The sequence below is a fragment of the Halapricum sp. CBA1109 genome, from assembly GCF_009741825.1.
In the GTDB taxonomy this organism is placed as follows: domain Archaea; phylum Halobacteriota; class Halobacteria; order Halobacteriales; family Haloarculaceae; genus Halapricum.
The window spans coordinates 1-26311 of the sequence record NZ_WPCA01000003.1 but is presented as its reverse complement, the minus strand read 5'-3'; the positions used below and the strand labels follow the sequence as shown (position 1 = coordinate 26311).

Genomic DNA, 26311 nt, shown 5'->3' with positions numbered 1-26311 from the left:
GTATGACCGACCCCCTACAGTGGAACCGCGGGCCAGGCGACGGCACCGTTTCGATACGAGTGACGAGCGTCCGAGTACTGGCACTGGCGGTGACAGCGCTCGTCCTGATCGGTGCCCTCGACGCTCTCGAGGGTGTTGGTCTGGCGCCGCCGCTCGTCCGTGAAGTCGTCGGTGTCGTCTTCCTCACGTTCGTCCCCGGGACGCTACTGTTGTTGCAGTTCGGGTACGACGGGTCACTCACCTCGACTGTCTGTTACGCGTTCGGGCTGAGTATCTCCGCCGTGATGGCCGTCGGTGGCGTGGTGAGCGTCCTGTCCCCGCTCGTCGGGTTCGATAGCCCGCTCTCGCTGAACGCGATACTCGTGACGTGGCTGCTCGTGAGTGGGGTGGCTACCTGGACCGCCCGAAAGCAGTCGTTTGCCATCACCGTCGATAGTGGGTGGCTCACGCGGCCGATAGTGCCGTTACTCCTGTTTCTCGTCCCACTCAGCATCCTCGGATCAGTGTTCTATCACACCTCGGGGAACAATATCGTCCTGATCGGCCTCTTGTTGGGGATAGCTGCGATACCGATCCTCGCCGCTGCTCTCGGCAACGAGTCGTGGTACTACCCACTGGCGATCTGGTGTCTGTCACTGGCACTGCTGTACCACGGGCGCGTCCCGGGAGTGTACACGGTCACGCAGCCGCTCCCCGAACTGACCCTCGCACAACTGCGCTGGATCCCCAACGCCGGGTCGTTCGGGTCACTGCTGGCCAACGGCGTGTTGTTCCCGACGTACGCTATCGTCACCGACCTCCCCATCGGTGTCGAGTGGAACCTCGTCAACCCCTTGCTGGTCTCGCTGTTGCCCGTGACGCTCTACGAGGTGTTCCGTCGATTCGTCCGGCCGACCGAGGCGCTGGTCGCCGTCTGTCTGTTCGTCTTTTCCTATCCCTTCTACGTGCTCTATCCCGGTGCCGGCCGTGCCGCGACGCCGGTCGTGTTCATCGCCTTGGTGGGCCTCGCGTACAGCGACAGCGACCTCCCGCCAGTGGCCCGGCGGGCACTGATGCTAGTGTTCGGTGCTGGTATCGTCGTCTCACACTACGGCACCGCCTACGTAGTGCTGTTCTCGCTGTTGGTCGGGTTCGTCTCCTTCGTCGGCCTCTCGGTGCTGGTACGGGCCGACATCCCGTCGATGCTCCCGGACCGGTACAGCGCGGCCCGAAGCGACGGGGGCGAGTCAGCCGGCCTGCTCGCCGGTATCCCTGCAGTCCTCTCGCCCGCCTATCTGGCCTTCTACAGCGTCTTCACGCTCGGTTGGTACATCTACACTGCAAACAGCGAGAAGTTCGTCATCCTGCCGCGCAAGATCATCGCCGCCATCGAGGGCGTACTCTACGTGGAAGCGACGGGAAGTACGGCCACCTCGTACACGCAAAACTACGCCGCGACGACGATTACTGTCGGAAAGTACTTCTACGTCCTTCTCGGGTTGCTGATGACGATTGGAATCGGCGCCGCGGCCCTACGGCTCGTCGTGTTCCACGACGAGTCCGTCGAACTCGGCTATCTCGCCGTCGCCATCGGGTTTTTCAGTATGTTCGTCGGGTCGATACTCCCCTCGGGTAGCGGGTTCGCTGTCGCCCGGGTGATGATGATAATCTTCACGTTCGCCGTCCCGTTCGCCGTCGTCGGCGCGCGGGAACTGGGTGCGATACCGGCGCGTATCGTCGGCCGACTCAGCGGTGACGCGTCCGTGCTCCCGGACCGTAGCGTGAGTCTGACGCTACTCTCGGTCGGTGTCGCACTCTTTCTTTGTTGACGTCGGCGTCGTCTCCGAGACGGTTACCGGCGACGTCGCTCCGAGTAACCGAGTCAGTCAAGAACGGCTGCTGGATAGTGAGGACCCGAACCTCCGACTGCGGGCGGCGGCCTGCACCCAGTGTAACGTCCAGACGCACGCCTGGGTCGCCGGAAACCTCGGCGCGAACGACACTATCTACGGTGACGTCCGTATCGACAACCAACGCGACTACTACCGGGGGACGCTCGCGAGCGAGGGCGCACTCGGACTGCGGTACAAGCCGATCCAGTTGAACCAGACCGACCTGCCGAACGGCACGTATCTGCACAGCCAACAGTACAGCGACGACCTCGACGGGTTCGCCATCGGCTACAAGTTCTTCTTCTTCGAGAAGAATATGAGCGCGTTCACCGACGGGAGTCGCCTCTACTCGAGCGGGTACAGCGCAGTGTACTACGAGAACCGCGAGGACGAGGTGCCGCCGTTCACGGGGAACGAGACGCTCGGTGGCTGACTCCTCAACGGAGTGCAAAGACCGTTCGGCGCACGAGATCGAGGTCGTACCCGGTGCGGTCTTCGACGGTGGCGAGAAGCTCCTGATCCTCCGGGTCGAGACCGAACACGGCGACGACCGGAAGGTAGAGGATACCGACGACGGCGACGGTGAGGAATCCCGGCAGTCCGAGTATCCAGAGCAGTCCGTACGAGGCGCTGGCGACGACGGTCAACGCCGCGACCGGCGAGAGGACACTGCTCGTGAAGGGATGCAGGCCGAACCGCCGGTACAGGATTGCGACGCCGAGGAGGTCACCAACGACGGTGCTGACAGCCATACCGATGGCCGCGCCTTCGATGCCAACGACCGGAATCAACGCGACGTTGAGAGCGACGTTCACTGCTGTTTCACCCAGGGCAATATACGAGACGACCTTGTTGTCGCCGAGTGCGATGAGCGCCTGCGCGTTGAGCCCCATAATGATAGCGAAGAACTTCCCAGCCAGGAGGATCCGCAGCGCCAGGACTCCTGGGATGTAGTCGGTGCCGAAAAACGTCCCGATGATCAGGCGTGGCGAAAAAAAGAGCACGACGAAGATAGGCATAATCAACACGACCATCCACTTCGTCAGAACTTGGTACGTACGGCGCATCTCGACGGTCTTACCCTGTTCGTGGAGTCGAGTGAGCATCGGCGGCAGGAGGAAGCCTGCGGTGCCCAGGATAGCGGTAACTATATTCCCCAACTGGAGTGCGATGTTGTAGATGCCCAGCTCGCTGGACGCGAGGAAATACCCGACCATATAGACGTCGACGTTGCTGTTCAGGAACCCCATACCCTGGACGGCAATCAACGGGAGCGAAAACACGAGAACGGAGCGGTACATCGATTCTGGTGTCACGTCGTACGCTGGGAGTGATCGGCGGGTGAGGTAGATGGCTGCGAGCGCTGCCAGCCCGATTGCAGCTACCTGTCCGCTGACGGCCCCAATAACACCGAACCCGGCAATCAGGAGAGCAACGACCAACAGCAAGCGCATCGCCGGCTGGAACAACTGCGAGACGTACGCCTGCACGCCCGCGTCCAAGTTTCCGCGAGCGATGGCGACGGCCACTTGACCGACCGTGACGAACGGGACCCCGACGGCGGCGATACGGAGTAACGGGACGACTGCCGGCTTGCCGAACAGTTCACGTCCGACGAGGGGTGCGCTCACGAACAGGAGACTGCGACGACCAGTCCAGAAACGGCGGCTATGACCCACCCTGCTCTGATTACGCCAGCCGCTTTTTTCGGGTTGTCCTCATGGTGTGGGAGTTCCCTCGTAACGCCGTCGTCAAGACCGAGTTTCGCGACCAGCGCAGCGACGTTCATCACCGACAGCGCAAGGACGACGCTCCCATACCCCGATTCGGTGAGAAGGCGTGCCAGTGCTATCTGAGTCAGAAAGCCGATGCCAAGCGATAGGACCTTCGCTACTGAGACGAGTGTCCCTCCTGAAAGGACCTCTACTACGGAACTAGTCGACGAATTATTATTTTTATTACTATTCATTATTAATAAATAAATTATTCTTATTATTCTGTATAGCTTTGCGGCCGACATAACACCGATATGAACTTAGATATCGATACGGCCATATTATTTACACCTTGAATTTATGTACATATAATCGCACCAGTTTTAATTTTGGGCTATATATTATTTTCCCTGATACTATAGTACGCAACAGCGATATTATACAAAGAATCAATTATCGGCACAGCTATTCCAACGATGCCATTACGGAACCCTTCATCTTTAATAATACCTGTAAAAAAATCTTGTGCGGTAGCTAAAATCACATAACTTAATCCAATATTTCGACTCTGACCATCACTTTCTGCATATCGCCATCGGCGGCGAGCCAGATCTGGAAGTGAACTATATGAATAGTGATTTAATGACGTTTCTTCAGTGGCCGGTAGCTCAATGATGTCAGCATCGGACTTAGGAACGATGTACTGATGAATCTGATCGGAGATTTCAATTGATTCAGCTCGAAAAAGCATAGGGCACCTATCTGGCCACCAGCGATCCCCGCTTGTAATCCACTTTTGACCGATATACGTCTGGCGTGGAACACGGACCAAATCGACTCCGTCCTGTCCAACCAGTTGCTGGAGTCGTCGGTTGAGACTCGGAGTACTTCGCTCATCAGCATCAATACGTAGAATCCAGTCGTGTGATGCATAGTCTATAGCCTTAGACCGAAGAATATCAAAGGAGTTCGCGTCATCAGGAGTCTCGGCAGTAAATACATTTGCACCGTGCGATTTAGCTTCTTCTATGGTGTTGTCATCCGAATATTCATCTACAACTATGTGCTCATCACACCAATCTACGGAATCTATACATTCACCAATGTTTGATTCCTCGTTCAGCGTAATTGTGATTGAACTCACTGAAGGGGTTGTCATATGGCATCACACGGTTGTAAGACAAAAAGTATTTTTGACTTGTACATATAATTTTGTTAATATTATTATTATATTTTTCTTATATTCAAACCTTATGTCCTTCTAAGTCTTCGCAAACAATGTGTCCGTAGACCGCTTCCTGGAGACGTATCACTTCGCGCTCGTGAGACACGTGACACAACAGCGGTTTTAGTTCTGTAAAGTTTACCTCCGCGCCGGGACATAGTTCAGACTCCTCTGGGTCAGTTTCCAAATCGTACACTTCGAGACCACCGATACTGTGATCCTCGTCTATCTGTACGATATACTTGTGATCAGCCGTACGTCCAGCAAGCCTGTCGGGGTCGAACAACCGCGACAGCGCGATATCTGATTCCGGGATCTCGAACGTGCCGTCGGCAATCGACCGAAGCATCTCCGGAATCTCGGTGAGCGAAACAGGATCGTCGACCGTCACAGAGTGGTCCGGGGTATCGACGACGAGCGGAACGTGTATGTTCTCCTCGAAGAGATGACTCTCGTGCCCGAATTCGCCGTGATCACGCGGTCCGAACGCTTCACCGTGGTCCGAGTGGACGAGTATCGTCGTCTCGTCCGACGTGTCCGCACGGAGTGACGCGAGGAAGTCGTCAGTCTCGCGGATCGTATCCTCGTACCACGCGTCGAGACGGTCAGCGTTCGGACTGACGATAGGAGAGTCCTTCAGCGTCAACCTCGCGTTCTCGAACACCATCGACGGCGTCGACCCGGAACGGTACTGCTTGGACGGGAGATACGGAGTGTGCGGTTCGAGTACGAACAACCAGAGAAAGGTCGGAGAAGGCGCGCTCTCGAACCACGCCATCGCCTCGTCGTAGAACGATTCAACCGGTCGAGCGACCCGTTTCGCCGTGAGAGTCCGATAAATATGGACGAGTTTGTGCAGTGCCGGGTGGTTGGTGAACGCCTCGGCGAGCGAGCCATTCGATTCGGAGAGGAAATCCTCGTACTCGTCGAATCCACGGCTGAACAGCGACGAGCGGTTAGTGTGTGGGTTACTGGTGAACGCCTTGCACGTGTATCCACGACGGGACAGCATCTCTGGAATCGTCTCCGTGCGCATATTCACCTCCTTCTGCCCGGGCATATCATCCCCCTCCAGCGAGTCAGGCTTGGGATGCATCAACTCCCCCGTCCAGATTGCCGGCATACTCTCATACGTCTTGTTTCCCGGAGCGATAGCGTTCGTAAAGGACACGCCGTCTTCTGCCATCGCGTCGAGTGTCGGTGTGAGTTCCTTTCCGCCGGTGTACCCACATTTGTCGGCCCGGAGACTGTCAATAGTGACCAGAACGATGTCCGGTACAGTCATAGATTGGATCCCACGCTGACTACCTCGCTATTTGTACCCGAGCGCTTCGAGTCGGTCGTTCACTTCGTCGTCTGAACGGTCGATAGTCTCGTACTCGGCCGGTTCGATGGTCCCCCAGTCGACGGCTGTGGTCTCGACCCACGGAACACGTCGCATAACGGGGTGCTGGACCCCCTGTCGGTGGTCCCAGAGGAACCGTTCACCGATAGCGTGGCCGTGGTCGGCCGTAATCACGACGTCGTCTGCCTCGATGTTCTCAAGCAGTGCACGGACGTCGTCGAGGACGTACCGCAGGTTGTCGATGTATCCCTCCCGCAGCTCCGCTTTCGACTTTTTACCATCGAAGTACGCGTGATAGAGGTCGGTCCCTTTCGACCAGTCCGCGACTGAGACGTCACCTCTCTCCTCCCCGTGTTCGATGAACGGTTTATGTGGTTGCATATAGTGGACGATCTGCCGGTCGACGGACGCAGAGCGCCCGACATCGATTGCCCTGTCAGTAGTCACGTGAGCCGGAGCGACTGGCGACTCGACATCGTAGTCTAGCGCATTGAGATCGTCAAGGACGGCGAACGGTTCGTCCGCGACGTTCTCGACGAACGGGTTCCCGGAGACGTAGGCCGTCTCCGTGACTCTCTCGTCCGGACCGTTAGTGAAGGTCTCCTCGAGCCACTCCTCGGAGTGCCCCCCCACAGACCATATCTCGTCGACGGCCCCGATGAAATCGTACTCCGACGCGACTTCCTGCATCCAGTCGACCCGACAGGAATCGAGGACGATCAGCAGGTCCCACTCGAACTCCCAGACGCTCTGCGTGTCCGGGTTGGGGAACTTGTGAATGTACTCAGAACCGATCTTCGGTACTGCCCGCCACCCCCACTCGTCCAGTTGTTCCCGCACGTAGGACACACTTCCACTCCCTACCATTATCGGGCCGATTTCTCCCGGGGTTTATTAAGGATGGCTGTCCTGTCGATATTAGCCGTCCGCCTCACCAGCGGATATCGACGAGAGATCTACGAACACCACGAAAACACCACACGATGGGTTGGTCTGGTACTTGACTCTCGGCGGCCCCGTTCATATCGTAGAGAGACGTGCGAGTAGTGAACGAAACCGCGACTCGAATTCACGTGTCTTCACATCTTCGACGAACGGCGCGGTCACAGCCTTCGACCGTTCGGAACGAGCCTGTCGTTCGTCGTCGGGTAACTGGAAGTACTGGACGACCCCGCGGGCTATCGACTCCGTCGTCGGATCGACCACCAGGTCGTCGTCCACGTCGGCGACGAACGGATACGACCCAGTTGCCTCGGTCACCATCGGAACGACCCCGGTGCGCATCGCTTCCAGCACAGTCACGCCGAAGGCGTCGGCGCGGGCAGGGTGGACGTACAGTGACGCCCGGGAGTACTCTTCGGCCAAGTTCTCGACGTACCCGCTGACGGTAACACCGGAGACAGACTCGTACTCCTCGGGATGGTTCCGGCCGACGATGGACAGCGTCGCGTCGGGGACGTACTCACGAACTCCTTCCCAGGCGTCCACGAGCATATCTACGCCCTTGTGATCACGTCCTTCACACACCGTGATGGCGTGGTTCGACTCGAGCGACGGCGTCATCCCGTCGAGTTCAGCGGCGAACGCCGGTTGCACGTACGGGTGGACAACCTCCGTCGGCGTCTCCGGTGCGAACGACCGGACCGTCCGTTCGACGTGTTTCGAGACAGCGAGTACACCGTCGACGTGTTCGCGGACGAACCGACGAATCAGGGCCTGATCGGAGTACCGGTCGGCGCGGCGGACGAGCGACTTCGGGAACTGGTCGCTGGCGAAGTCGTAGCTCTCGAGCCCGAACACCCGGTGTGCAGCGAGCAGAATCACGGTAGAATCGGGATACTGTCGCTTGATCCGCGTCGCGGCGTAGACGGATTCCGCGTTCTCGAAGACGTAGATGTCGTACTCGGGCACGTCGAGTCGCGTCGCCTCGATGGCCGGTTTCAACAGCGTGTGAGTGAGCGGCCCCACTGGAACGTCCGGGAAACAGATCGGATCAGCGTCGATCCGTTCCTGGAAGCCCCGGTGCGCTGGATGTCCGTAGTTGGCATCGGAGTCGTTCGCCGAGTGGCCCACGGCTGGATACACCCAGCCGACATCTGTGTCTGTGTACATACCAACTCGTGTTCCCGGCGACGCCGGATACGTATCTACGATGTAGCAACTACCAAAAGTACCTTTCTTTCAAGTCAGTTGTTTCGCGTATCTGCACCTAATTACGTCCCCACAGCGAATCGACGACCCGTCTCGTGACCGGGAAACAGCGCCGACTCCGTCAGGAGTCTCGATACGGACGACGACCGTTCCGGCAGTCGAAAGCGCTAGTGCGGTGTTCGTTCGGAGTGACGGGGAACACACAAGCACAACAGATTTCACCGCCGCTGCGGGAGTCCAGACAATGAGCGGGCCCCTCTCGGTGTACTTCTTCACCCTCACCGACACGACGGCGTCCGAGCATATGTATATGTCATCGCTCAGGGACGCACTCGTCGAACGGGGAGTGACACCGGTCGACGACTGGCGGGAGGCCGACATCGTCCACCTTTTCGAGGTCAACTTCTACTCGCGGGCGGCACTTTCGGAGTTCGAGTACCCGAAACTCCTCCGGATACTCCGCTCGGACGTGCCGGTCGTCGTCTCGACGGACGACCTGTTCTTTCTCGACAGGCCGGAACTCACCGCCCGGCCGCGGCTGTACCCGGTCAACAACTACACCCAGCGGTGGCTGTTTGACCAGTGTGATCACATCATCGCTATCTCCGGGAGTGTCGCGGACGCGTTGAGAGCGGAGTTCCCTGCCGAGAAGATCAGTGTGATCCACCACGGCGTCGACGACCGGTATCGGGACGATGGTGACGACAGCGGTGAGGAGACCCCGTTTATGCTCCACGTCAGTCTCGCGGCGAAACGAAAGAACCCGGCCGCGATAGCCGAAGTGGCCCAGCGTGTCGACCACCGATTCGTGATCGCCGGGAGTGGCTGGGACGAGCACGTCCCGTCGACGCCGGCCACGGAGAACGTCGAGATAGCGGGCTACGTCCCCGAAGAGGAACTCGTCGACCTCTACAAACGGGCGGCCATTTTTTACTTTCCGACACTGCACGAGGGATTCGGGCTGCCAGTCCTCGAGGCGATGGCCGCAGGCTGTGCCGTCGTCACCTCGGATGTCTACTCCGTCCCGGAAGTTGCGGGAGACGCCGCAGTACGCTGTGATCCCACGGACGTCGACGCACACGTCGAGGCTATCGAACAGTTGTTCGGGAGCGATCGACGAAGAGAGCTGGCAGCGGACGCCAGGGACCGTGCTTCCGAATTCCGGTGGGAACAGTCTGCCGAGGAAACTGAACGGGTCTACAGTCGAGTCACGGGGAGTGACGGGACATAATGAACATCAGACCCACCACCAGTCCCACGACGACGGCGGTTCCTCCTCGAAATAGATCTCGCCGGCGCGCGGCACAAAGACCGGACTGGCGTCGACCGACAGCGAGTGCCTCGACCCGAACGCGTTGATACTGACTCCACTCCCGTCGTGGTGGACCCACGCCCCCTGTGCGTTGAGGTTCGCTCGAGAGTTGTCCGATCCGAGGCCGTCTGGAACAGACGGCGCTGATCTGTCAAAGCCAACAGGATTCGAGGAGTTGCCGACGACTTTCGAGACGACGTTCCGCGGGCTTCCGATTCGCGCGCCGCCCACAGTGGCTGAGATACCGTCGTCACACCAATTTCCAGAGACGAGAATACAGTTCGCGTTGTTCTCCAGAACGATATCGTTATCAGCACCGTTCGTCGATCGGAGGCTGTTGCCGGTCACGGAGACGCGGTGATTCTGTGACCCGCCGAACCGTATCGCCGGTTCCCCATCGTCCTGACCGAAGTTCTTGAAGGTACAGCCAGTGATCGAGGAGGTTGCTCCACCACCGTTCCCGGATCGGTACAGGGCTTCTTTCCCGATTCCAGTGAACCGACAGGCCGAGAATGCACTCCGGGTGAAGCCGTTTATCGCGCGGCCGGAGCTACTGAACCGACACGACGTAAACTCGCCGCGTTCGATGCCGTTGAACACTCGCACGTCGTTGCCGCCGGTCACGAACGCACAGGCGGCAAACTGGATCCGACTGAGCTGTCCCTTCAGATCGTCGCGTCGATGCGCGAGTCGGAATACTGGATACCCACTAGAGAGGTGTCGTCGGAGACGATGGCGAGTCCGTCATCCATTCCCGGGCCATCGACGCCGTTGAATATGGCGTTCGTGATCCGACACCCTTGTGTAAACAGAACGACTGGAGGGTTCGACGAATTGTTGGTGTTGAACGTGACGTTGTGGAACCTGAGCGAGTTCGTGTCCTTCGACCGGGGGTTGTTCTTCAGGAACGCCGCCTGATCGAAGTAACTATCCACGATGTTCGTGTTGAACGAGCCGATATACACGATGCCGTTGCCGCCCGGGCCGGGGTTTTCGATCTTCACGTCGCTCGTGCGGACGCGGTCCTGCGCCCAGTTGTAGATTCCAGCGACGTTCTGCCCGTGGAGGTCGATATAGATGTTCCGGATGTGTGTCGCTTCACCGTCCCCCGGATTGTCCCGGTTGCCGATCTCACCGGTCTCGATGATCCCACGGCCGGCGGGGAGGTTACCGGGACCGAATCTGGTCCCGGACTGTGCGTTCCCCTGTCTGAACGACTGACCGGCGAGCGTCGTGCCCCGGTGTTGATCGAGAACGACGGGGGTGTCGAACGAGAAGTATCCACGGCCGACACAGATTTCGCCGATATGCATATCGCCCTCTGCCTCCCGAATCGAGTCGACCAACGACTGGAGCACGACGCCTGCGTCGGACTCGTCGACCCAGTACTCGTCTGTCACGAACGAGACTGCCCGGTAGTCGTCGTTCCGGTCGATCAGCAGTGCGCCGGTGCGCTGATCGCTGTTGGAGAACATCGCCCCCTCGACTCGGGTCTCGTCCGTCTGGAGCGAACCCACCTCACGATCCGAAAGGACCCACGTATCACCGTTTCCGAGGTACACTGCGCCGGAATCGGTCGCCTCGTACTTCGCCCCCGCCTTGGGATCGTACTGGCCTTTGTTGGCTTCCCGGTCGCGGATTTCGACCTCGCTGTCGATCTGTTCGAAGTTCTCGTTGAGCAGTTGATCCCAGTTCTCCTCGCCAAGTGCCGGAATGTTGTACTTGTGGTTCGGTGTTTCAGTCATACGTATCCGTCCTAACTGTCTCCGGTGCCTCTCAGCCGCCACGCGCGTACCTGAGACGTGGAGACGCCAGTGACGAGCGATGACCAGTCGGCAGTGCCGGTCACAGATCCCACTCGACGACGAGCAAGGGAAACCCCATCTGAGCGAGTGCGTCTGTCCGTGGCGACTGGTCGTGTATCGGTCACTGCTCTGTACCGTATGACTCTCTCGCAGTGTGTAAATGTCTACCGCTGCTCGTGGTTACTCGACACGCACTCGGTAAACTCACTGGAATCGCGAAACACGTTTGATGGTCCGAAACACCGACGATACCGTCTCTACGTGGATGATGATCGGTCAGGAGCGGTGACGTCGATCCACAACCAGACTGTCCGATAGGGGTCGCTTTTCCCCTCGTGATACACAGCGAGTTCGACCCGCTGACGGCCGGGTTCACGCGGTGTGAACGAGAGTGAACGTTCCCAGCGCTGTCCGTCTGGGATATCGACCTCCCGTTCGGTGACGGTCCGGTTGTCGAGACGGAAATCCACCGTGTACGTCACGGGTTCGTGTTCGTGATTGACGATACCGGCCGTAATCGACGCGTTCTCACCGACGGTCAGGTTCGTCGGGTACTCGGACGCGTTGCCCTCCGGGTCGAGGAGATACGCCTCGGTGTGGGGTCGTTCGGCCGGCGGTGGGTCGACAGCGACGTACACCACCCCGGCCAGAGACACGAGGAGGAGCCCGAACAGCGCCGCGGTGGTCACCCGCCTGAACGTCTCCGTATCCACCATTCGATAGTCAAAAGTTTCTACGATAGGTCAAACATCTTCCGGTGGCACGGGAAGTTCGGCCCACGAAACGTCCGATAGGCGGTGTCGTGAACGCAGTCCGACGCGACGTAAATAGGCGACTCGATCAGATAGCCGCAAGCGAACGAACGACAACGATGCTCGCGAACACGACACCGCAGACTGCCGACGAGACGAGAAGCGTCAGTCGGAACGCTCGGTCACTGACGACCTGAGTCTCCGGTGTGACAGTGTCGGCATCGAACAGAAAAAACACACCCAGCGCCACGACGAGAGTAGCGGTGACGAACAGTCCGCCAACGCCGGTGAGGAAAAACGATATAACGCCGTCGGCTACACTGAGCACGGTCACTCCCATCTGTTCGGATATCCCCCGACCGGATACAAATAGATGTCGCCCGAGGCCGTCCGGACACGGCAAGCGGCAGCGTAAACCGGGTTGGACGAACGATTACACACCAAGAAGACTTACTACATAGGCAGTTGAATCCCTTCCAACGACGGGGGGAGACAAGGGTGGGTGCCGAGAGAGAGACGACCAGCAGTACGAGCGAGGACCCTTCAGGTCTCGACGACGGTGGCGCCGTCGACGAGTGTCAACAGTGGGTCCTCCATCGGTGTCGGGGCGATACGAGCGACGTGAACGGAACGGCGGTCCCCCCGACGCCACCGGGCGAGGACTGGGAGCGTGCCATCAACTTCGCCCGACGCCATCGCATCGATATGCTCCTGTTCGCGTCGATAGACCGTGACACGATAGGCCCGGCCTCGGTCCGGGAAGCGGTCGAGCGGATGGAGACGAATACGAAGCGACAGAACCTCCAAATGGCCGCGGCGCTGATCGATATCGTCGACGTACTCCGAGATAACGACATCCCAGTCATCACGTACAAGGGGCCGGTCGTCGCGAGCAGAGCGTACGGGGACATCTCCCTCCGCAGGTTCGTCGACCTCGACGTCCTCGTCGCTCCTGCGGACCGACGACAAGCGATCGAGACGCTGGAAGCGGCGGGCTACGAACGGCGAAAGCGGTACAAACACCTCTCGGAAGTCGTCCTCGAACACCCAGAGACGGGGACGGTAATCGACCTCCACACCGACGCTGTCCCGGACGACATACCGGTCTCGCTGCCGTTCGGGGAGTTGTACGAACGGCGGACGAGAGTCGATATCGGCGGGCAGGCGGTACCAGCACTCTCGCTCGAGGACGCCGTGATGGTGCACGCTGTCCACGGCAGCAAACACTGCTGGTACCGTGGGGAGTGGCTACTCGCGGTGACGGCACTGATTCGGCAGAGTAAGGATTTGGGGGCGCTGTTCGGGCATCTCCGTGCCAACGGATGTGAGCGGATGGCGCTCTGTGCGCTCATCATCACGCATCGGTTGTTCGGAGCGGACTACCCCGAATCGATGTACGACGTAGTGGAGCGCGAATCGAGCGAGTGGGAATCGGCGACGGCGACGGCAGCACAGTTCACGCAGTGGATCACGAGGCCGGAGTGGGTCACTGATGATCGGTCACATCTCGAAGGATTGCGTGCCCAACTGCGGTTGTGCCCGTCGGTGCGGACGAAAGTCCGTTTTTTCCTCGACACAGTCACGAAACCGCAGGAAGCCGACCGTGAGTTCGTCTCGCTACCCGATATCGTCTCACCGCTGTACAGGATAGTCCGACCGGTCAGACTGCTATACCGGTACCGAGAGTCGTTGAACCGGGGATGACCCCGACGGAGACCGGCGTGTCACCGACCCGTAGACGTCTCTTTGGTCGTCGTCGGGTGGAGAGCGTGTACCACAGTAGAAGTACTGGTCGTGACGATAGACTGTACTCGCTTGGCGACTGTGCCAACTGCTAATAAACAGACGTACAGGATACCGAGCAACACGACGGAGAGGACGTTGTAGGCCCGGAGAGTGGCCGAACGGACTCCAGTCATACGCGAATATATGTAACAGTCGTATATGAAATCTACGTTCCGATTATCATATGTGAAAATGAAGTTACGGAACCGGTTGGTGGGACAACGATAAAGTGGGCAACTGGAGAAAACAAGAGTATGAGAAGGCGGGCGTTCGTGAGTGTCCTCGTTTTCGTGTGGGCGCAGTTGCGGTTGCGAAGTGGGGGTAGCGCTCCTAGAGGATACGGAGTGGCCCCGTACGGGACGACACCGTACGGCAGTTGATTGTGCCGGCGATTGGTGGAACCTCACGCTGTATCCGCCGTATTACGATAGTCGCTCCACGGCCACCGCATGCTACTGCAACTATCGACAACCGTCGTTCCGCAGTTTTTATATAAAGCGGGCGGTTTCCCCCGTCCGAATATCAATTTAAATAATTCGGGCCGCGAGGTTTTGACCGTCCACACGAACTCTCCGTTCGGATGAACGCCACAATAGCCACGGACAACTCCAAACCACAGTCGCTAGAGTGGTCCACTGCCGCGCCAGATGGCTCCCCAGTGTGGACAGCGGAGACTGTATGGATTCCGAGAACACAGACTGGAGCGACAAGATGACCGGGAGAAAGCACCGCGGGAGACGGCAAAATCCAGCTACCCGGCGGCGCTTCCTCCAGTCGATCGGTATCACCGCAGTGCTGGGTGCCGCGACAAGCGGTCACGCACAGACAGACGACGGCGGCCCTGTCGTCTACGGCTACGGCGGCGTCCCCGTAGAGTCGAGCGAGACGGTCGACACCAGTTCCGACGACGACCGCTCCACAGAGTATCAGGGGTACGGAGAGTACGGCTACGGCGGCGTCGCCTAGCGGCGATTCGGTCAGACCGCGCGCTTTTCGCTCTCCAGCATACTGAGGAAGAACGAACAGAACACCGTCTGGATCCCTACGACTGTCACCGTCGAGGCGAACAGACTGGCAGTCATCGACGGTACCGGAGCCCAGCCAGTGATCGTCCACGCGACGATGGCGTAACTGAGAACGCCCGCACCGCCCAGAAACGTCAGGATACCCAGCGAGGCACCCTGTTCGAGGGAGAACCGATCACGGACCACACCGGTGACCGGATCCTCCGGTTCGCGGATCGGGTTGGTCGCAGCGGAACTGAACATCGTGAGCGTCCATATCTGGTAGCCGACGATGGTGAACAGGCTCCCTCCGATCATCGTCGGGAGACCGAACGAAACACTGCCCAGTTGCGCCCCGAACAGCGACAGCGCCATCACGACGGCACCGAGTGCGGTGAACACCGCGGCGGGTGCCGAAAACAGGTATCCCGGGGCGTTCATCAGCATAAACTTGACGTGACGCCACCCGTCTTGGAAACTGTCGAGCGTCGCTTCCCCCTCCCGTTCGTAGTAGGTGATCGGCATCTCCTCGATAGTCATATCCTTCGCGGCCGCGTCCATAATCATCTCGCTGGCGAACTCCATCCCGCCGGTCCGGAGTTCCAGTTCCTCCAAGGCATCGCGGTCGATCACCCGGAACCCGCTGTGGGCGTCACTGACACCCGCGTCGTAGAAGGTGTTCAGAAAGCGAGTCAATAGCGGATTCCCCACGTACTGGTGTAACGCAGGCATCGCACCGGACTTGATCTCACCGTTCAACCGGCTTCCCATCGCCATATCGACGTCGTCCCGATTCGCCAACTCGAGTAGTTGTGGGAGTTCCTCGAAGTCGTAGGTGGTGTCGGCGTCGCCGATTGCCACGTACTCCCCTCGCGCGTGGTCGAACGCGTACTTGTAGGCGTTGCCGTAACCGCCCTCGTTCGGTTCAACCACGACAGCCCCGTTCTCACGGGCTATCTCGGGCGTTCTGTCGGTCGAGCTGTCACTCACGATGATTTCAGTGACGACACCCATCTCTGCGATAGCCGTCTTGATCCGGTCGATGCACTCCTCGACACCTGCCTCCTCGTTGAGTGTCGGCATCACGACTGTCAGGCTCGGCTCCTGGTCGCTGTCCTGCTGGACGAGGAGACGGTCAGCGGAGACGTCACCTCGGCCGACCTCCTGCTCCGGCAGATCTATCGTACTCCTGTACTCCCCCGCCACCTCTGGGCTGCTCTCGTTGACGTTTGGATTCGTTACCATATTCTCGTGTCTGTCGCGACCACTCGCCGCTGCGCTGTTGGCTTGGAGCGAATGGTATTCGACTGGCGTAGCGGTCCCTACCCACCAACACCCCATCAGCCTGTGTCTCCGTTTCGGCCACGGAAGCCCGATCTCGTTTTGCAATTTTCCGATTGCCTGTGTTGTATATAATACTTTCCTCGGGCGTGATTAGTGTTCCTTAAAGTTCCTATGTCAGCGAATACTGAACGTCAGGAAACTTGCGCTCATACGGTCGAACGCACGCACGAACGCGGGTGCCGTCAAAAGCCGTTCCTCAGTGTCGTCGTCGGGTTATCAACAGCCTAGAACTCTATATAGTGGCCTAGTGATCAGAGTATGTAAAATAAAAAAGTATTTACATCCGACGTTAACATCTGTGAATGGGTGGGCGGCAGAAATGGACAAGACGGAACGGGCAACTGATAGTAGCAATACCGTACCGGGGAGACAACCACGCGCGATGATTCACAAACGAATACTAGATATTGCGGAGTCACGACCATCGGCATCCGCGGAAGAGATTGCCGGCGAAGTGGGTGCGGTGTCGGGAACGTTCGTCGAACAGGTCTTCGAGGAGTACGGAGACCCCGCGAACGACCCTTCACGCCAGCAACAACCGGCGACCGACGACGCGGACAAGACTGTCCTGAACGACGGGGCGGAGCCGATTGTTCCGGACGGATCGGAGCACTCGACCGAGGGACCGACGATAGAAACGTCGGACCCCCCGGCCGAACAATCGGGCGTCGACGACCCGGAGACTCGCCGGGACCAGCCTCCCAGCGACGGGACTGGGAACGGTGGGTCCGTGGATGTACCCGACGAACAACCGGTGACCGACGCGGAGGAACTCAACGAGCGCCAGCGGGCGACGCTACGGGTGATCCGGCGGGACCCGACAGCGACACAGGCGGAAGTCGCCGACCAGCTAGACGTGACCCGGGCGACGATATCCAAACGGGTGAACGATATCGCGGGCTTCGACTGGGCCGACCGACGGGCGTTCGTCGAACAACTGTTCGACGGTTCGGAGGCGGACGATTCCGAGCAACCGGTCCAGCGGGAGACGCTGGATGAACTGGAGGGGCGACTCTCCGCCATCGAATCGCGGCTCGCCGACGCGAACCGGTCGACCAGTCAACACACGCTGCCGGCCGACCTCGCACACAAAGTCGTCCACGCCTGTATGGAGGCCGAATGCGTCTCCGAAGACGAGGAACTCGAACTACTCGAGCACCTCGTCTGATCGATATCCCGGGAGAGCACGACAGCGGCTGGTGGCCCCCTGTCCCCGTTCGGCGAGAGAGAATGGCGTTCGCTCTTGTCCGAACCCGAATTCTCTTCAAACGAACTCACGATATGTCTTCCATGGGTGGCGACTGCGAAATCTACACGGACAGATTACAGAGACAGTGTGAGGGGGAGTCGTTCGCCGTGGCGGTCGTGACGGCGACGAAACCGGACTTCTACAAGCAAGCGCCGGTCGTCGCGGCCGCGAAAGAACGTGACATCCCGTGCTTCGTGATCCACACGGGCCAACACTACGACGACGTACTGGGCCACGGACTGGCGGAGTACGGCCTCGAAGAACACGTCGTCGCCGACTTGGGTGTCAGGGGCGGCCTCAATCAGAAGACGGCACAGATGCACACGGCCGTCGACGAACTCGCCGGCGTACTCGACAACTACGAGACGACGGTGCTACCGCTCGTACACGGCGACACGCACGCCGCCGGGATATTCCCGCAGGCGTGGATGTTCGCGACCAACCAGATGGTCGCGCACAACGAGGCGGGACTGCGCGGGATGGCACCGCAGTACGGTCGGATCGACGACCCCGAGTCGCTGATCGACGACCAGTGGGACGGGGAGTGGAACGTCGAGCGCTCGGAACCGTTCCCCGAGCAGTACGACACCTTCGTCGGGTCGGCGGCCGCGATATACCAGTTCGCGCCGGTGGAACTGAACAGGGACCACCTCCGCCGCGAGGGGTATCCGGGCTACGTCGACGGGGACGAGCGGATTCCGGTGGTCGGAAACTCCGTCGTCGACGCCATCGAGATGAAGACGGACGCAGATCTCGAGGAGAGTATCTTCGACATCTATCCCGTCCTCGAGGAGCGTGACGGGTGGATCCGCGTCGACATCCACCGGCGGGCGAACCTGCTCCCGGATCGGTTCTCGGCTATCGTCGAGGGTGTCATCGGGCTCGTCGAAGACGGGTACAACGTCAACTTCGTCGAACTACACGCGACCCGACAGGCCTTGGAGAACTACGGCTACCGGGAGCGCCTCGAGCGACTGTCCGAGGAGCGGGAGAACTTCCTGTTTACGGGGCTGTGGAAAAAACACGCCCACGTCTACGAGTTCCTCCAGTCCGGCCAGTGTTTCGCCGAACTGACCGATTCGGGGAGTATGCAGGAGGAACTCAACCACATCGACGAGACTGTCTGTCTCACCGCCCGGTTCAACACCGACCGGCCGGAGACGGTGTTCGAGGCCAACACGAACCTCCTCGTGCCGCCCGCCTCCGCCGATGTCGTCCGCGAGACGGTGACGCACGTCGCGGAGGACGAGGCTGTCCGGGACCGACTCAGTTCCGGCCCGGACCTGTACGGGGAGAACGTCGGCGAGCGAATCGTCGACTTTCTTCTCGACCACCGCGACGAGGTTCCCTTCGAGTGGTCACACGAACGACTGGGAGTCACCGACGAGAGCGAACACGCGTTCACGTACCTCTAGAAATCGGGACCGCTCTGTGGCCCGTCACGTGGTCACTGCGAGTCGCGGTACTGTTGCCACTTCCAAGCCGTCGGCGGCCCCTGTTCGAGCGCGGTAAACGCGCCGATCTGGGCGTTCGAGAGGCTGATACCGTCGAGATGGGTCTCTTGGTCCACGATAGTCGAGCGGATCTGACAGCTGTCGAGCGTCACGTCCGGGAAGATGACACAGCGTTCGAGCGACGTGTCTTTGACCGTCGCTCCCTCCATAATGTGGACGTTCTCGCCGATATCCGAATTCTCGACCGTCGCGCTGGGCGCGACGATAGTTCCGCCGTCCAACTGCCAAGCGGCGGCGTCGAGATACGACTCGGGGGTCCCGATGTCGTACCACGCGTCGTCGAACGGGTAGGCGTACACGTCCTCCCGGTCGACGAGCCACTGGACGAACCAACCGGGTTCGTCGGGATTGTTGCCTTCGGCGAGATACGTCTCGAACTCGTCGATCACTCCCGCTGGGAACGCATAACAGGCTATCGAGACGAGGGTACTCGGTGGCTCCTCTGGTTTCTCCTGAAACTCCATCACCTGGTCCCCGTCGATATCGATGACGCCGTACTGCGTCGCCCGGTCGAGGTCGCCCACGTCGTAGGCCGCGACAGTCGTGGCGTCGTTCGCGCGGAACTCGTCGACGAACTCCGACAGCGAGAAACTGATGAGGTTGTCGCCGGCGACGACGAGCGTGTCGTCGTCCAGTCCCTCCCGGTCGATCAACTCCGCGATAGCACTCACGACACCGAACTTCTCGTCTTCGCCCGTCGTCGACTCGATGGAGAGGACCGGTTTCTCGTACTCTCTCTCGTCGAGGAACGACCGGAAGTCGCCCTCGAACTTCCGGTTCGTGGAGATGTACACGTCCTCGATAGCGCTGTCGCTCTCGAGGTCCTCCAGCGTCCGGTCGATGACAGTCGACTCCCCCACCGGAAGGAACATCTTCGGCCTGTCGCGAGTTATCGGCCACAGCCGCGTGGCGTACCCACCTGCGAGGACGATTGCGTCCATAGTCGGAGTTCGGAACCTCGCCACATAAGTGTACGTGCAGCTACAATTGTTCGTGAGGGTTCGTTACCGCCACGAACGTCCGTTCGTCCGCACGAACGGTCGTTGTCCCGGATATCCGGGTGCCGACGGGCAGCCGCCCGTTCACCGCGCTCACGGTGACGCACACCGTGTCGGTGGTATTTCACAGAAAAATACGGATCGGGCCCGGAACGCCGTGGCAGCGACGAGCACTCAGTCGTCGGCGACGGCGGCCTCGGCCTGCGGCTGTGGCGGCGCGACGGAGTGCTCCTCGACCGGGGTCCACGACAGGTCGGCGTCGTACTCGAACGCACGGTGGTCCTGCGTGGGGTCGACGACGGTCAGCGACAGCCAGTCGTTGTCCAGCAGTTCCGCGACCGCGGGGTTCTCGGCGAGGACGTCGGTGACGCGGTCCAGTGGCGCGTGGATCACCGTCGAGAGGCGCATCGGCTGGTGGTAGGGGTCGTCGTCGGTGGCTTTCAGCGACTGGAGCGGCAGGCCCGTCATCAGGTCGCCGCCGTTGCCCTGATAGACGCCGACGTTCCCCACGGGGTTCTGTGTCACCTTCGATCCGCTCCCGAAGACGGCGGTGTCGACCGTGGCGAAGTAGTACTGGGCGTTGATCCACTGGGTGACGACCATCGGCCCGGTGACGATGGCCTCTAGCGCGTCGCCCTCGTCGTCGGTCGTCCAGTCGTAGGAGTGGAGGAACGACCGGCCGTCAAGGTCCAGGTCGTCGGTGAGTGCCCGCGGACCAATCACGAAGCCGGCGTTTCCGGCCAGCCCCCACTCGGGACGGGTCTGGGCCCAGTCTGCCGCGCGGCGCTCGGTCTCGCGGACGGCCGCGTCGGCCTCGGCACCCATATCGTCGAGGCGTTCGGCGGCCGCGCCCTCGCGGGCCTGCTGTAGGTCCGCGCGCAACTGCTCGAGGTCCGCGGCGTGGGAGTCGGGGACGCCCGCGTCGAACAGTTCGACCTCGTCGGTCGTCGTGTTGTGCTCAGCGGCGAGGAAGTAGGTGTCGGCAGGGACGTCGATGCCGCGCTCGCGGAGGCGCTCCCGGACGGATTCGTCGTTGCAGATGGCCGCGAGGACACGGGCGTTCGGGCCGCCGGGGTTGCCGGCGCAGGCCCCGCAGTCGAGGCTGGCGTCGTAGGGGTTGTTCGCCGTCTCGCTGGCGTGGCCCGTGAAGACGACGAGGCGGGCGAAGCGCTCCCAGCCCATCAGTTCGAACGCCGTCGCGGCGTACTCGACCTTCTCCTCGAGGGTGAGCCCCTCACGGAGTTCGTGGACCGAGTCGGGGTTGTAGTCGACGCTTGGCTCGCAGAACTCGTGGGCGTCGGGGGCGCGGTCCTCGGCCGAGTCCAGCAGGTCGTGGACACGGCCGGGGACGAGCGTCCGGGCGGCCAGCGCGGCCCCGTACCCGGCGCCGGTCGACTCGACGAAACTGAACGCCGTCGTCGCGTTCTTTTTCAGGCGCTTGATGGCGGCGCTTCCGGCGGCGAGTTTCGAGGAGAACGCGTCGTGGGAGTCCTGCTCGTGGTCGTGGGCGGGGCGGTCGGCGATGCGATGTTGTGCGTCGAGGATGGGCGGGCAGGCGTCGACGGTCGTCTCGGAGTCGTAGTCGTCGTAGCGCATCGGGACGCCGAAGAAGCCGGCGTAACCGTGGGTCTCGTAGTCGCCGGCCGCCTCGAGGTGGCGACGGAGTATCTCAGAGCGCGTGTCGATACAGAAGACGAGTTGGGCGTCCGGGCGGCCGCCGCCCTCGGCCGCGGAGACGGACTCGCTGGCGTCGGTCAGCGAGTCGACCAACTCGCCGCGGTAGGTGGCCTCCCACGCGCGGAGCCAGACTTCGGGAAGGGGAACGTCGCCGTCGCCGGAGACGGTCGTCGCCGGGTCGTCGGCGGGCGGTTCGACCGGGGCGGAAAAGCGGTCGACCAGTACCAGTCGCGCCCCGAGATACTCGGTCAACGAGATAGGGTAGTTGGCCTCCCAGTCGCCGCCGTCCTCGGCACGCTGTTTGAGATAGCCCGTCCACCCCGGCAGGGCCGCGAGGTGGTACTCGAAGACGGCCGAGCGGTCGGCGTCGGGGTAGTCAGCGAGGACCGACCGGATAGCGTCGACCGGGTTCGCGGGCATCGCCTCGCCGTCGGGAACGTCCCCGTCGTGGGACGCGACCGACCGGAAGGCCGCGTAGAAGCCGTCCTCGCGGTGGGGCATCGACCACGCGGCCGTCCCCTGGTCGAGGAAGGCCGCGAGCCACTTCGTCAGGACGGTGTCGACGCGGTCGGTCGGGGTCGTCCCGTCCTCGGCCGCTCCGGGGTCGGTCGCCTCGGCCATCCGTTCGAGCGAGGCCTCCGGGTCCGGGTCGTAGCCGTGGTCGTCGAGTTCGAGACGGAGGCGCTCGGGGTTGATGCGGCCGTCGACCCACGCCTGTCGGAACACATCGGCGTCGGGGAAGCCGTCGGCACCCAGCAGGTCCCCGGCCGTCTCGACGGCCTCGTGGAACGGTCGGTCCTCGAAGCCGGCGAGGGGGTTGGCGGTCACGAACGAGTGCAGCGGCCAGACCGAACCGACCGCGTCGGCCGCCGCGTCGATGCTGTCGTGGATGTCGTCGTCAGTACTCATTGTAGTCCTCCGTGGCAGTCAGTAGCGTCTCGCTCGCGGGTTGGCCGGCGTTGTACAGCGCCACGTAGAGGCGCTCGCTCCGGCGGTAGAGCCCGGTCTCGATGGCGAGGTATATCCCGAGGAAGGCGACGCCGACGAGGCCGTGGACGGGCGTCAGTTCGGCGGCGTGCCCGACCGCCGGAAGCCCGGCAAGCAGGCCCGAAACGGCGTTGTAGGCCAGTCCGTAGACCGCTATCGCCGGGAGGGCGACCAGCGGGACCGCGCCGTAACGGACCGCCGCCGGGAGCGAGGCGCGCGTGACGACCTCTCCGGCGGCGGTCAGCACCGTCAGGACGACGATGCCGACCAGCAGGAGGCCGGTGCCGAGTTCGGTTCCCTTGCCGGTCAGCACAGCGAAGAGGAGACCGCCGGCGATGGCCGTCAGGGCGACGACGGCCGCGCCGAGGGGGCCGCGCGAGCGGTCGGCCGTCGACTTCGCGGGGCTCTCGTGGTCGACCTGTTCGCCGGCGGCCAGAAACTGGTAGGCCTTGTAGAAACCGTGGAGGATGAGGTGCGTGATGGCGGCCCCGAAGAAGCCGAGGCCGGCCTGCACGATCATGAAGCCCATCTGGCCCACCGTCGAGCAGCCGAGTTTGGACTTGACGTCCGGGCGGACGGTCTTGAGGAGTTTGCCGCCGAGGGCGCTGACCGCGCCGACGACGACGACCACCAGCATCACCCACGCCTCGACGGTGACGACGGGAGCGAACCGGACCAGCAGGACGCCGCCGGCGTTGACGAACCCGGCGTGCATCAGTGCCGACGCGGGCGTGGGCGCGGTCATCGAGGAGAGCAGCCACGTGTGGAAGGGCAACAGTGCGGACTGGACCATCGCCGCGAGCAACAGCGCGCCCGCGGCGAGGAGGACGAGCGTCGAACTCCCCGCGAGGCCGTCGGCGATGCCCGAGACGGTGCTCGCGCCCGTCTCGGCCCACAGCGCCGCCACCGCGACGCCGACCAGCGCGCTGCTGGCGAGGAAGTGCTTGCGCGCCGTCGCGCCCGCGGCTTGGGCCTGTGGCCAGCCCTCGGCGTGACCGATCAGTTCGGCCATCAGTAGTCCCATCGCCAGCCACGACGCGGCGAACAGGACGACGCTATCGGCTGCGACCAGCACCGACACGACAAGCGTGAACGCGAACACTTTGCCGAAGAAGGCGTCCGCCGTCCGGGTGCCGGCCATGTACCGCCGCGAGTAGCTGTGAACGATAGCCGAGAAGAAGGTGACCGTCACCCACAACACGACGGTCAGGCCGTCGACGGCCAACAGTCCCGGGACGGCCCACCGACCGTCGCCGAGGGCGTACGCCGCCAGCACGCCGAGGCTCGCGGCCCACAGGAGCCAGACGGCCCGTGTCAGCGCCGTCGGAACGCGCGAGCGGTCGTTGTCCGGCGTCGGAAGCTCTCCCACCGTCGTCGCCTGCGTGTCTCCGGTCATCGTTTGCTCCGTCCACGGCCCGGCACGACGGGGCTGGTCCGGCCGGCGCTCGAACCCCGTCACCGGTCGTTTCTATCCAATGAACGAACAGACTGGTTATTAAATCTGTCTATATTACCAAATCGTTCTCCAAAACGCGAATTATAGAACGTGATGTTCTCCGGGACGCTGGACCGCGGCGTCCGCGACAGTGGCCACACTCGAGCGGCAGACGTCGTGTGAGCGGCCGCGACAGCGGCGATATCGCCCCCGAGACGGGCCGTTCCGAGAGCCGCCGCAACCCAGTGACAGTCCGGGAGCGTTCACTGGTCGAGCGCGTGCGAACAGTGCGTTCGTGAAACTCCGTCTCGAAGACGTATTGTGAACGCACACCCGAGACGGAGTATGGAGGAGTTCGAGGGAACCATCCTCGTCGGGGAGTCCTACGAGCCAGTGGCCGGTCGCCTCGTCGTCGAAGACGGCCGTATCACCGAGATAACCGAGACCGGGACCGACTCGACCGACATCGTCGTGCCGGCGTTCGTGAACGCGCACACGCACATCGGCGACTCCGTCGCCAAGGAGGCCGCAGTGGGCCTCTCGCTGGCGGCGGCCGTCGTGCCGCCCGACAGTCGCAAACACCGTCGGTTGGCCGAGGCCGACCGGTCGGAACTGGTCGCAGCGATGGCACGGACCCTCGAGTATATGGCCCAGACCGGGACCGTAACGTGTCTCGATTTCCGGGAGTTCGGCGTCGAGGGCGCACGAGCGCTCCGTGATGCTGGTCGCCAAGCGCCGATCGATCCGTTCGTCTTCGGCAGCGGTGACGAATCCGTGCTGGAAGTGGCCGACGGCTACGGCGCCAGTGGGGCGAACGACGACGATTTCACCGCCGAACGCGCCGCGGCACGTGCGGCCGACCGCCCGTTCGCCATCCACGCTGGCGAACCGGACCCGACGGACATCCACCCGGCACTGGATCTGGAACCGGACCTGCTCGTCCATATGGTCCACGCGGAGGCCGAACACCTCGAACGGGTCGCCGAGCAGTCGGTCCCTATCGCCGTCTGTCCCCGGGCGAACACGGTGTTGGACGTCGGGACGGCGCCGGTTCGGGAGTTGCTCGACCACACGACGGTCGCTCTGGGGACGGACAACGTGATGTTGAACCAGCCGTCGATGTTCCGGGAGATGGCGTACACCGCGAAGCACTTCGACGTGACCGACCGCGAGGTACTGGAGATGGCCACGGCGGCCGGTGCGGAGATAGCCGGTCGGGAGTGTGGCGTCCTCGCGCCCGGACGCCCCGCGAAACTCCTCGTCCTCGACGGCGACTCGCACAACCTGACCGGGACGGTCGACCCGGTGTCGGCAGTCGTCCGTCGGGCGACCGGTGGGGACGTCGAACGCGTCCGCCTGTGACCGGCGTCGAGTCCGCCGCGAAGGTCACTCCTCGGTGGGGTCCCCGTCGGGGCCGAACTCACCGAAGGGCGTCGTCTCGTGGCTCCTGACGAGCACCTCGTCGGCGACGGTCAGACCCATATCGATGAGTCGCTGGGCGACGGGCGTGATGTCGTCGTCGGACTCGCCGACGGCCGTCACGAGAAGATTCTGCTCGCCGGTGACCAACTCCTGGACGGAGACGACGCCGTCGATGGACAGTATCTCGGGGATGAGGTCCCCTCGCTCGTGGATCGAGGCCGAACAGAACAGCAACATCCGGAGCGGGAACCCGGCGGCCTGATAGTCCACCTCGGCGCTGTAGCCTTTGATCACGTCCGCCGATTCCAGCCCCTGAATCCGCTTGCGGACGGTGCTGTCTGAGGTGCCCGTCCGCTCGGCGATGTCGCCCGAGGACATATTTCGCGCGTCCTCCTGGAGGGCGTACAGGATGGCTCTGTCGACGGCGTCGACCTCGCGGTCACTCATACCCGGACGTGGGGCGCACTGCCACTTTATGGTTGCACGTCGGACGGCGCGCGGAGGACGAGTACCGGCCCGACCGACGCCTCGGCCACGCGGTCGGCCTCGTCGCCGAAGACCAGCGACCGGAGGGAGGGCGCGCGTTCGCCCATCACGATAGCGTCGTGGTCGACCGCCGCGGCCAGTAGCGACTCGAACGGCGGCCCCGTCGCCGTCTTCGTCGACACGTCGACCCCGGCCGCCCGGAGGCGGTCGGCGGCGGCGTCGAGACGGGCGTCG

At 61.9% G+C, this 26311-nt stretch carries 25 protein-coding genes; 8 read left to right on the top strand and 17 right to left on the bottom strand.

Annotation, left to right across the window (positions count from 1 at the left end):
- Window positions 1-2 precede the first annotated feature (2 nt).
- Window positions 3-1808 carry a DUF2206 domain-containing protein gene (locus GJ629_RS00760; RefSeq protein ID WP_157511307.1) on the top strand — a complete coding sequence of 602 codons (1806 nt, stop codon included), beginning with the start codon at window positions 3-5 and terminating at the stop codon, window positions 1806-1808.
- Window positions 1786-2304: a hypothetical protein gene (locus GJ629_RS00755; RefSeq protein WP_157511306.1), complete on the top strand. Its 519-nt coding sequence runs from the start codon at window positions 1786-1788 to the stop codon at window positions 2302-2304. The genes GJ629_RS00760 and GJ629_RS00755 overlap by 23 nt, the downstream gene beginning before the upstream one ends.
- Before the next feature lie 4 nt (window positions 2305-2308).
- Here GJ629_RS00755 and GJ629_RS00750 read toward each other — a convergent pair whose 3' ends face one another.
- The 6 genes from GJ629_RS00750 to GJ629_RS00725 all read right to left on the bottom strand — a co-directional run bounded on the left by GJ629_RS00750 (window position 2309) and on the right by GJ629_RS00725 (window position 8268).
- Window positions 2309-3502, bottom strand: a complete 1194-nt coding sequence (locus tag GJ629_RS00750; protein ID WP_197428352.1) for an oligosaccharide flippase family protein — start codon at window positions 3500-3502, stop codon at window positions 2309-2311.
- Window positions 3499-3891: an oligosaccharide flippase family protein gene (locus tag GJ629_RS17415; protein WP_157511304.1), complete on the bottom strand. Its 393-nt coding sequence runs from the start codon at window positions 3889-3891 to the stop codon at window positions 3499-3501. Before GJ629_RS17415 ends, GJ629_RS00750 begins: the two co-directional genes overlap by 4 nt.
- Before the next feature lie 89 nt (window positions 3892-3980).
- A complete protein-coding gene (locus GJ629_RS00740; protein ID WP_157511303.1) occupies window positions 3981-4745 on the bottom strand; it encodes a glycosyltransferase family 2 protein in 765 nt (254 codons plus the stop codon).
- Between the two features lie 85 nt (window positions 4746-4830).
- The gene (locus GJ629_RS00735) at window positions 4831-6096 is read right to left on the bottom strand and encodes a sulfatase-like hydrolase/transferase (protein ID WP_157511302.1); all 1266 of its coding nucleotides are present in this window, start codon (window positions 6094-6096) and stop codon (window positions 4831-4833) included.
- Window positions 6097-6123: 27 nt separating this feature from the next.
- Entirely contained in the window at window positions 6124-7023 is a 900-nt protein-coding gene (locus tag GJ629_RS00730; RefSeq protein ID WP_157511301.1) for a hypothetical protein, read from the bottom strand.
- A 153-nt stretch (window positions 7024-7176) separates the two neighbouring features.
- Window positions 7177-8268: a glycosyltransferase gene (locus GJ629_RS00725; RefSeq protein ID WP_157511300.1), complete on the bottom strand. Its 1092-nt coding sequence runs from the start codon at window positions 8266-8268 to the stop codon at window positions 7177-7179.
- Between the two features lie 283 nt (window positions 8269-8551).
- Here GJ629_RS00725 and GJ629_RS00720 point away from each other — a divergent pair, with 283 nt between their 5' ends.
- Entirely contained in the window at window positions 8552-9538 is a 987-nt protein-coding gene (locus GJ629_RS00720) for a glycosyltransferase family 1 protein (protein ID WP_157511299.1), read from the top strand.
- A 6-nt stretch (window positions 9539-9544) separates the two neighbouring features.
- Here GJ629_RS00720 and GJ629_RS00715 read toward each other — a convergent pair whose 3' ends face one another.
- The 4 genes from GJ629_RS00715 to GJ629_RS00700 all read right to left on the bottom strand — a co-directional run bounded on the left by GJ629_RS00715 (window position 9545) and on the right by GJ629_RS00700 (window position 12579).
- A complete protein-coding gene (locus GJ629_RS00715) occupies window positions 9545-10243 on the bottom strand; it encodes a hypothetical protein (protein ID WP_157511298.1) in 699 nt (232 codons plus the stop codon).
- A 41-nt stretch (window positions 10244-10284) separates the two neighbouring features.
- Entirely contained in the window at window positions 10285-11364 is a 1080-nt protein-coding gene (locus GJ629_RS00710; protein ID WP_157511297.1) for a hypothetical protein, read from the bottom strand.
- Between the two features lie 317 nt (window positions 11365-11681).
- A complete protein-coding gene (locus GJ629_RS00705) occupies window positions 11682-12140 on the bottom strand; it encodes a DUF1616 domain-containing protein (protein ID WP_157511296.1) in 459 nt (152 codons plus the stop codon).
- Window positions 12141-12264: 124 nt separating this feature from the next.
- Complete coding sequence (locus GJ629_RS00700; protein WP_157511295.1) at window positions 12265-12579, bottom strand: hypothetical protein; 315 nt, start codon at window positions 12577-12579, stop codon at window positions 12265-12267.
- Window positions 12580-12674: 95 nt separating this feature from the next.
- Between GJ629_RS00700 and GJ629_RS00695 the strand changes: the two genes are divergently transcribed.
- Entirely contained in the window at window positions 12675-13880 is a 1206-nt protein-coding gene (locus tag GJ629_RS00695) for a nucleotidyltransferase family protein (protein ID WP_197428351.1), read from the top strand.
- Window positions 13881-13900: 20 nt separating this feature from the next.
- Here GJ629_RS00695 and GJ629_RS00690 read toward each other — a convergent pair whose 3' ends face one another.
- Window positions 13901-14095 carry a hypothetical protein gene (locus GJ629_RS00690; RefSeq protein ID WP_157511293.1) on the bottom strand — a complete coding sequence of 65 codons (195 nt, stop codon included), beginning with the start codon at window positions 14093-14095 and terminating at the stop codon, window positions 13901-13903.
- Between the two features lie 544 nt (window positions 14096-14639).
- On the opposite strand from GJ629_RS00690, the gene GJ629_RS00685 reads away from it, so the two are divergent.
- Window positions 14640-14927: a hypothetical protein gene (locus tag GJ629_RS00685; protein WP_157511292.1), complete on the top strand. Its 288-nt coding sequence runs from the start codon at window positions 14640-14642 to the stop codon at window positions 14925-14927.
- Between the two features lie 11 nt (window positions 14928-14938).
- Here GJ629_RS00685 and GJ629_RS00680 read toward each other — a convergent pair whose 3' ends face one another.
- Window positions 14939-16210 (bottom strand): glycosyltransferase family 2 protein, encoded by a 1272-nt coding sequence (locus tag GJ629_RS00680; protein WP_157511291.1) that lies wholly within the window; start codon window positions 16208-16210, stop codon window positions 14939-14941.
- A 562-nt stretch (window positions 16211-16772) separates the two neighbouring features.
- Here GJ629_RS00680 and GJ629_RS00675 point away from each other — a divergent pair.
- Window positions 16773-17477, top strand: coding sequence for a MarR family winged helix-turn-helix transcriptional regulator (locus GJ629_RS00675; RefSeq protein ID WP_197428350.1), 705 nt, complete (start codon window positions 16773-16775; stop codon window positions 17475-17477).
- Window positions 17478-17599: 122 nt separating this feature from the next.
- Complete coding sequence (locus GJ629_RS00670) at window positions 17600-18973, top strand: UDP-N-acetyl glucosamine 2-epimerase (protein WP_157511289.1); 1374 nt, start codon at window positions 17600-17602, stop codon at window positions 18971-18973.
- 32 nt (window positions 18974-19005) lie between these two features.
- Here the strand turns inward: GJ629_RS00670 and GJ629_RS00665 are convergent, their stop codons facing one another.
- The 3 genes from GJ629_RS00665 to GJ629_RS00655 all read right to left on the bottom strand — a co-directional run bounded on the left by GJ629_RS00665 (window position 19006) and on the right by GJ629_RS00655 (window position 24130).
- Window positions 19006-20013, bottom strand: coding sequence for a sugar phosphate nucleotidyltransferase (locus GJ629_RS00665; RefSeq protein WP_157511288.1), 1008 nt, complete (start codon window positions 20011-20013; stop codon window positions 19006-19008).
- Between the two features lie 231 nt (window positions 20014-20244).
- Entirely contained in the window at window positions 20245-22656 is a 2412-nt protein-coding gene (locus tag GJ629_RS00660) for a DUF2309 domain-containing protein (RefSeq protein ID WP_157511287.1), read from the bottom strand.
- Window positions 22646-24130 carry a proton-conducting transporter membrane subunit gene (locus tag GJ629_RS00655; protein WP_157511286.1) on the bottom strand — a complete coding sequence of 495 codons (1485 nt, stop codon included), beginning with the start codon at window positions 24128-24130 and terminating at the stop codon, window positions 22646-22648. The genes GJ629_RS00660 and GJ629_RS00655 overlap by 11 nt, the downstream gene beginning before the upstream one ends.
- A gap of 384 nt (window positions 24131-24514) precedes the next feature.
- On the opposite strand from GJ629_RS00655, the gene GJ629_RS00650 reads away from it, so the two are divergent.
- Window positions 24515-25531: an amidohydrolase family protein gene (locus GJ629_RS00650; protein WP_157511285.1), complete on the top strand. Its 1017-nt coding sequence runs from the start codon at window positions 24515-24517 to the stop codon at window positions 25529-25531.
- Window positions 25532-25555: 24 nt separating this feature from the next.
- Here GJ629_RS00650 and GJ629_RS00645 read toward each other — a convergent pair whose 3' ends face one another.
- Entirely contained in the window at window positions 25556-26038 is a 483-nt protein-coding gene (locus GJ629_RS00645) for an Lrp/AsnC family transcriptional regulator (protein WP_157511284.1), read from the bottom strand.
- A gap of 26 nt (window positions 26039-26064) precedes the next feature.
- Window positions 26065-26311 (bottom strand): universal stress protein (locus GJ629_RS00640; RefSeq protein WP_197428349.1); only part of this gene is annotated, 247 nt, incomplete at its 5' end.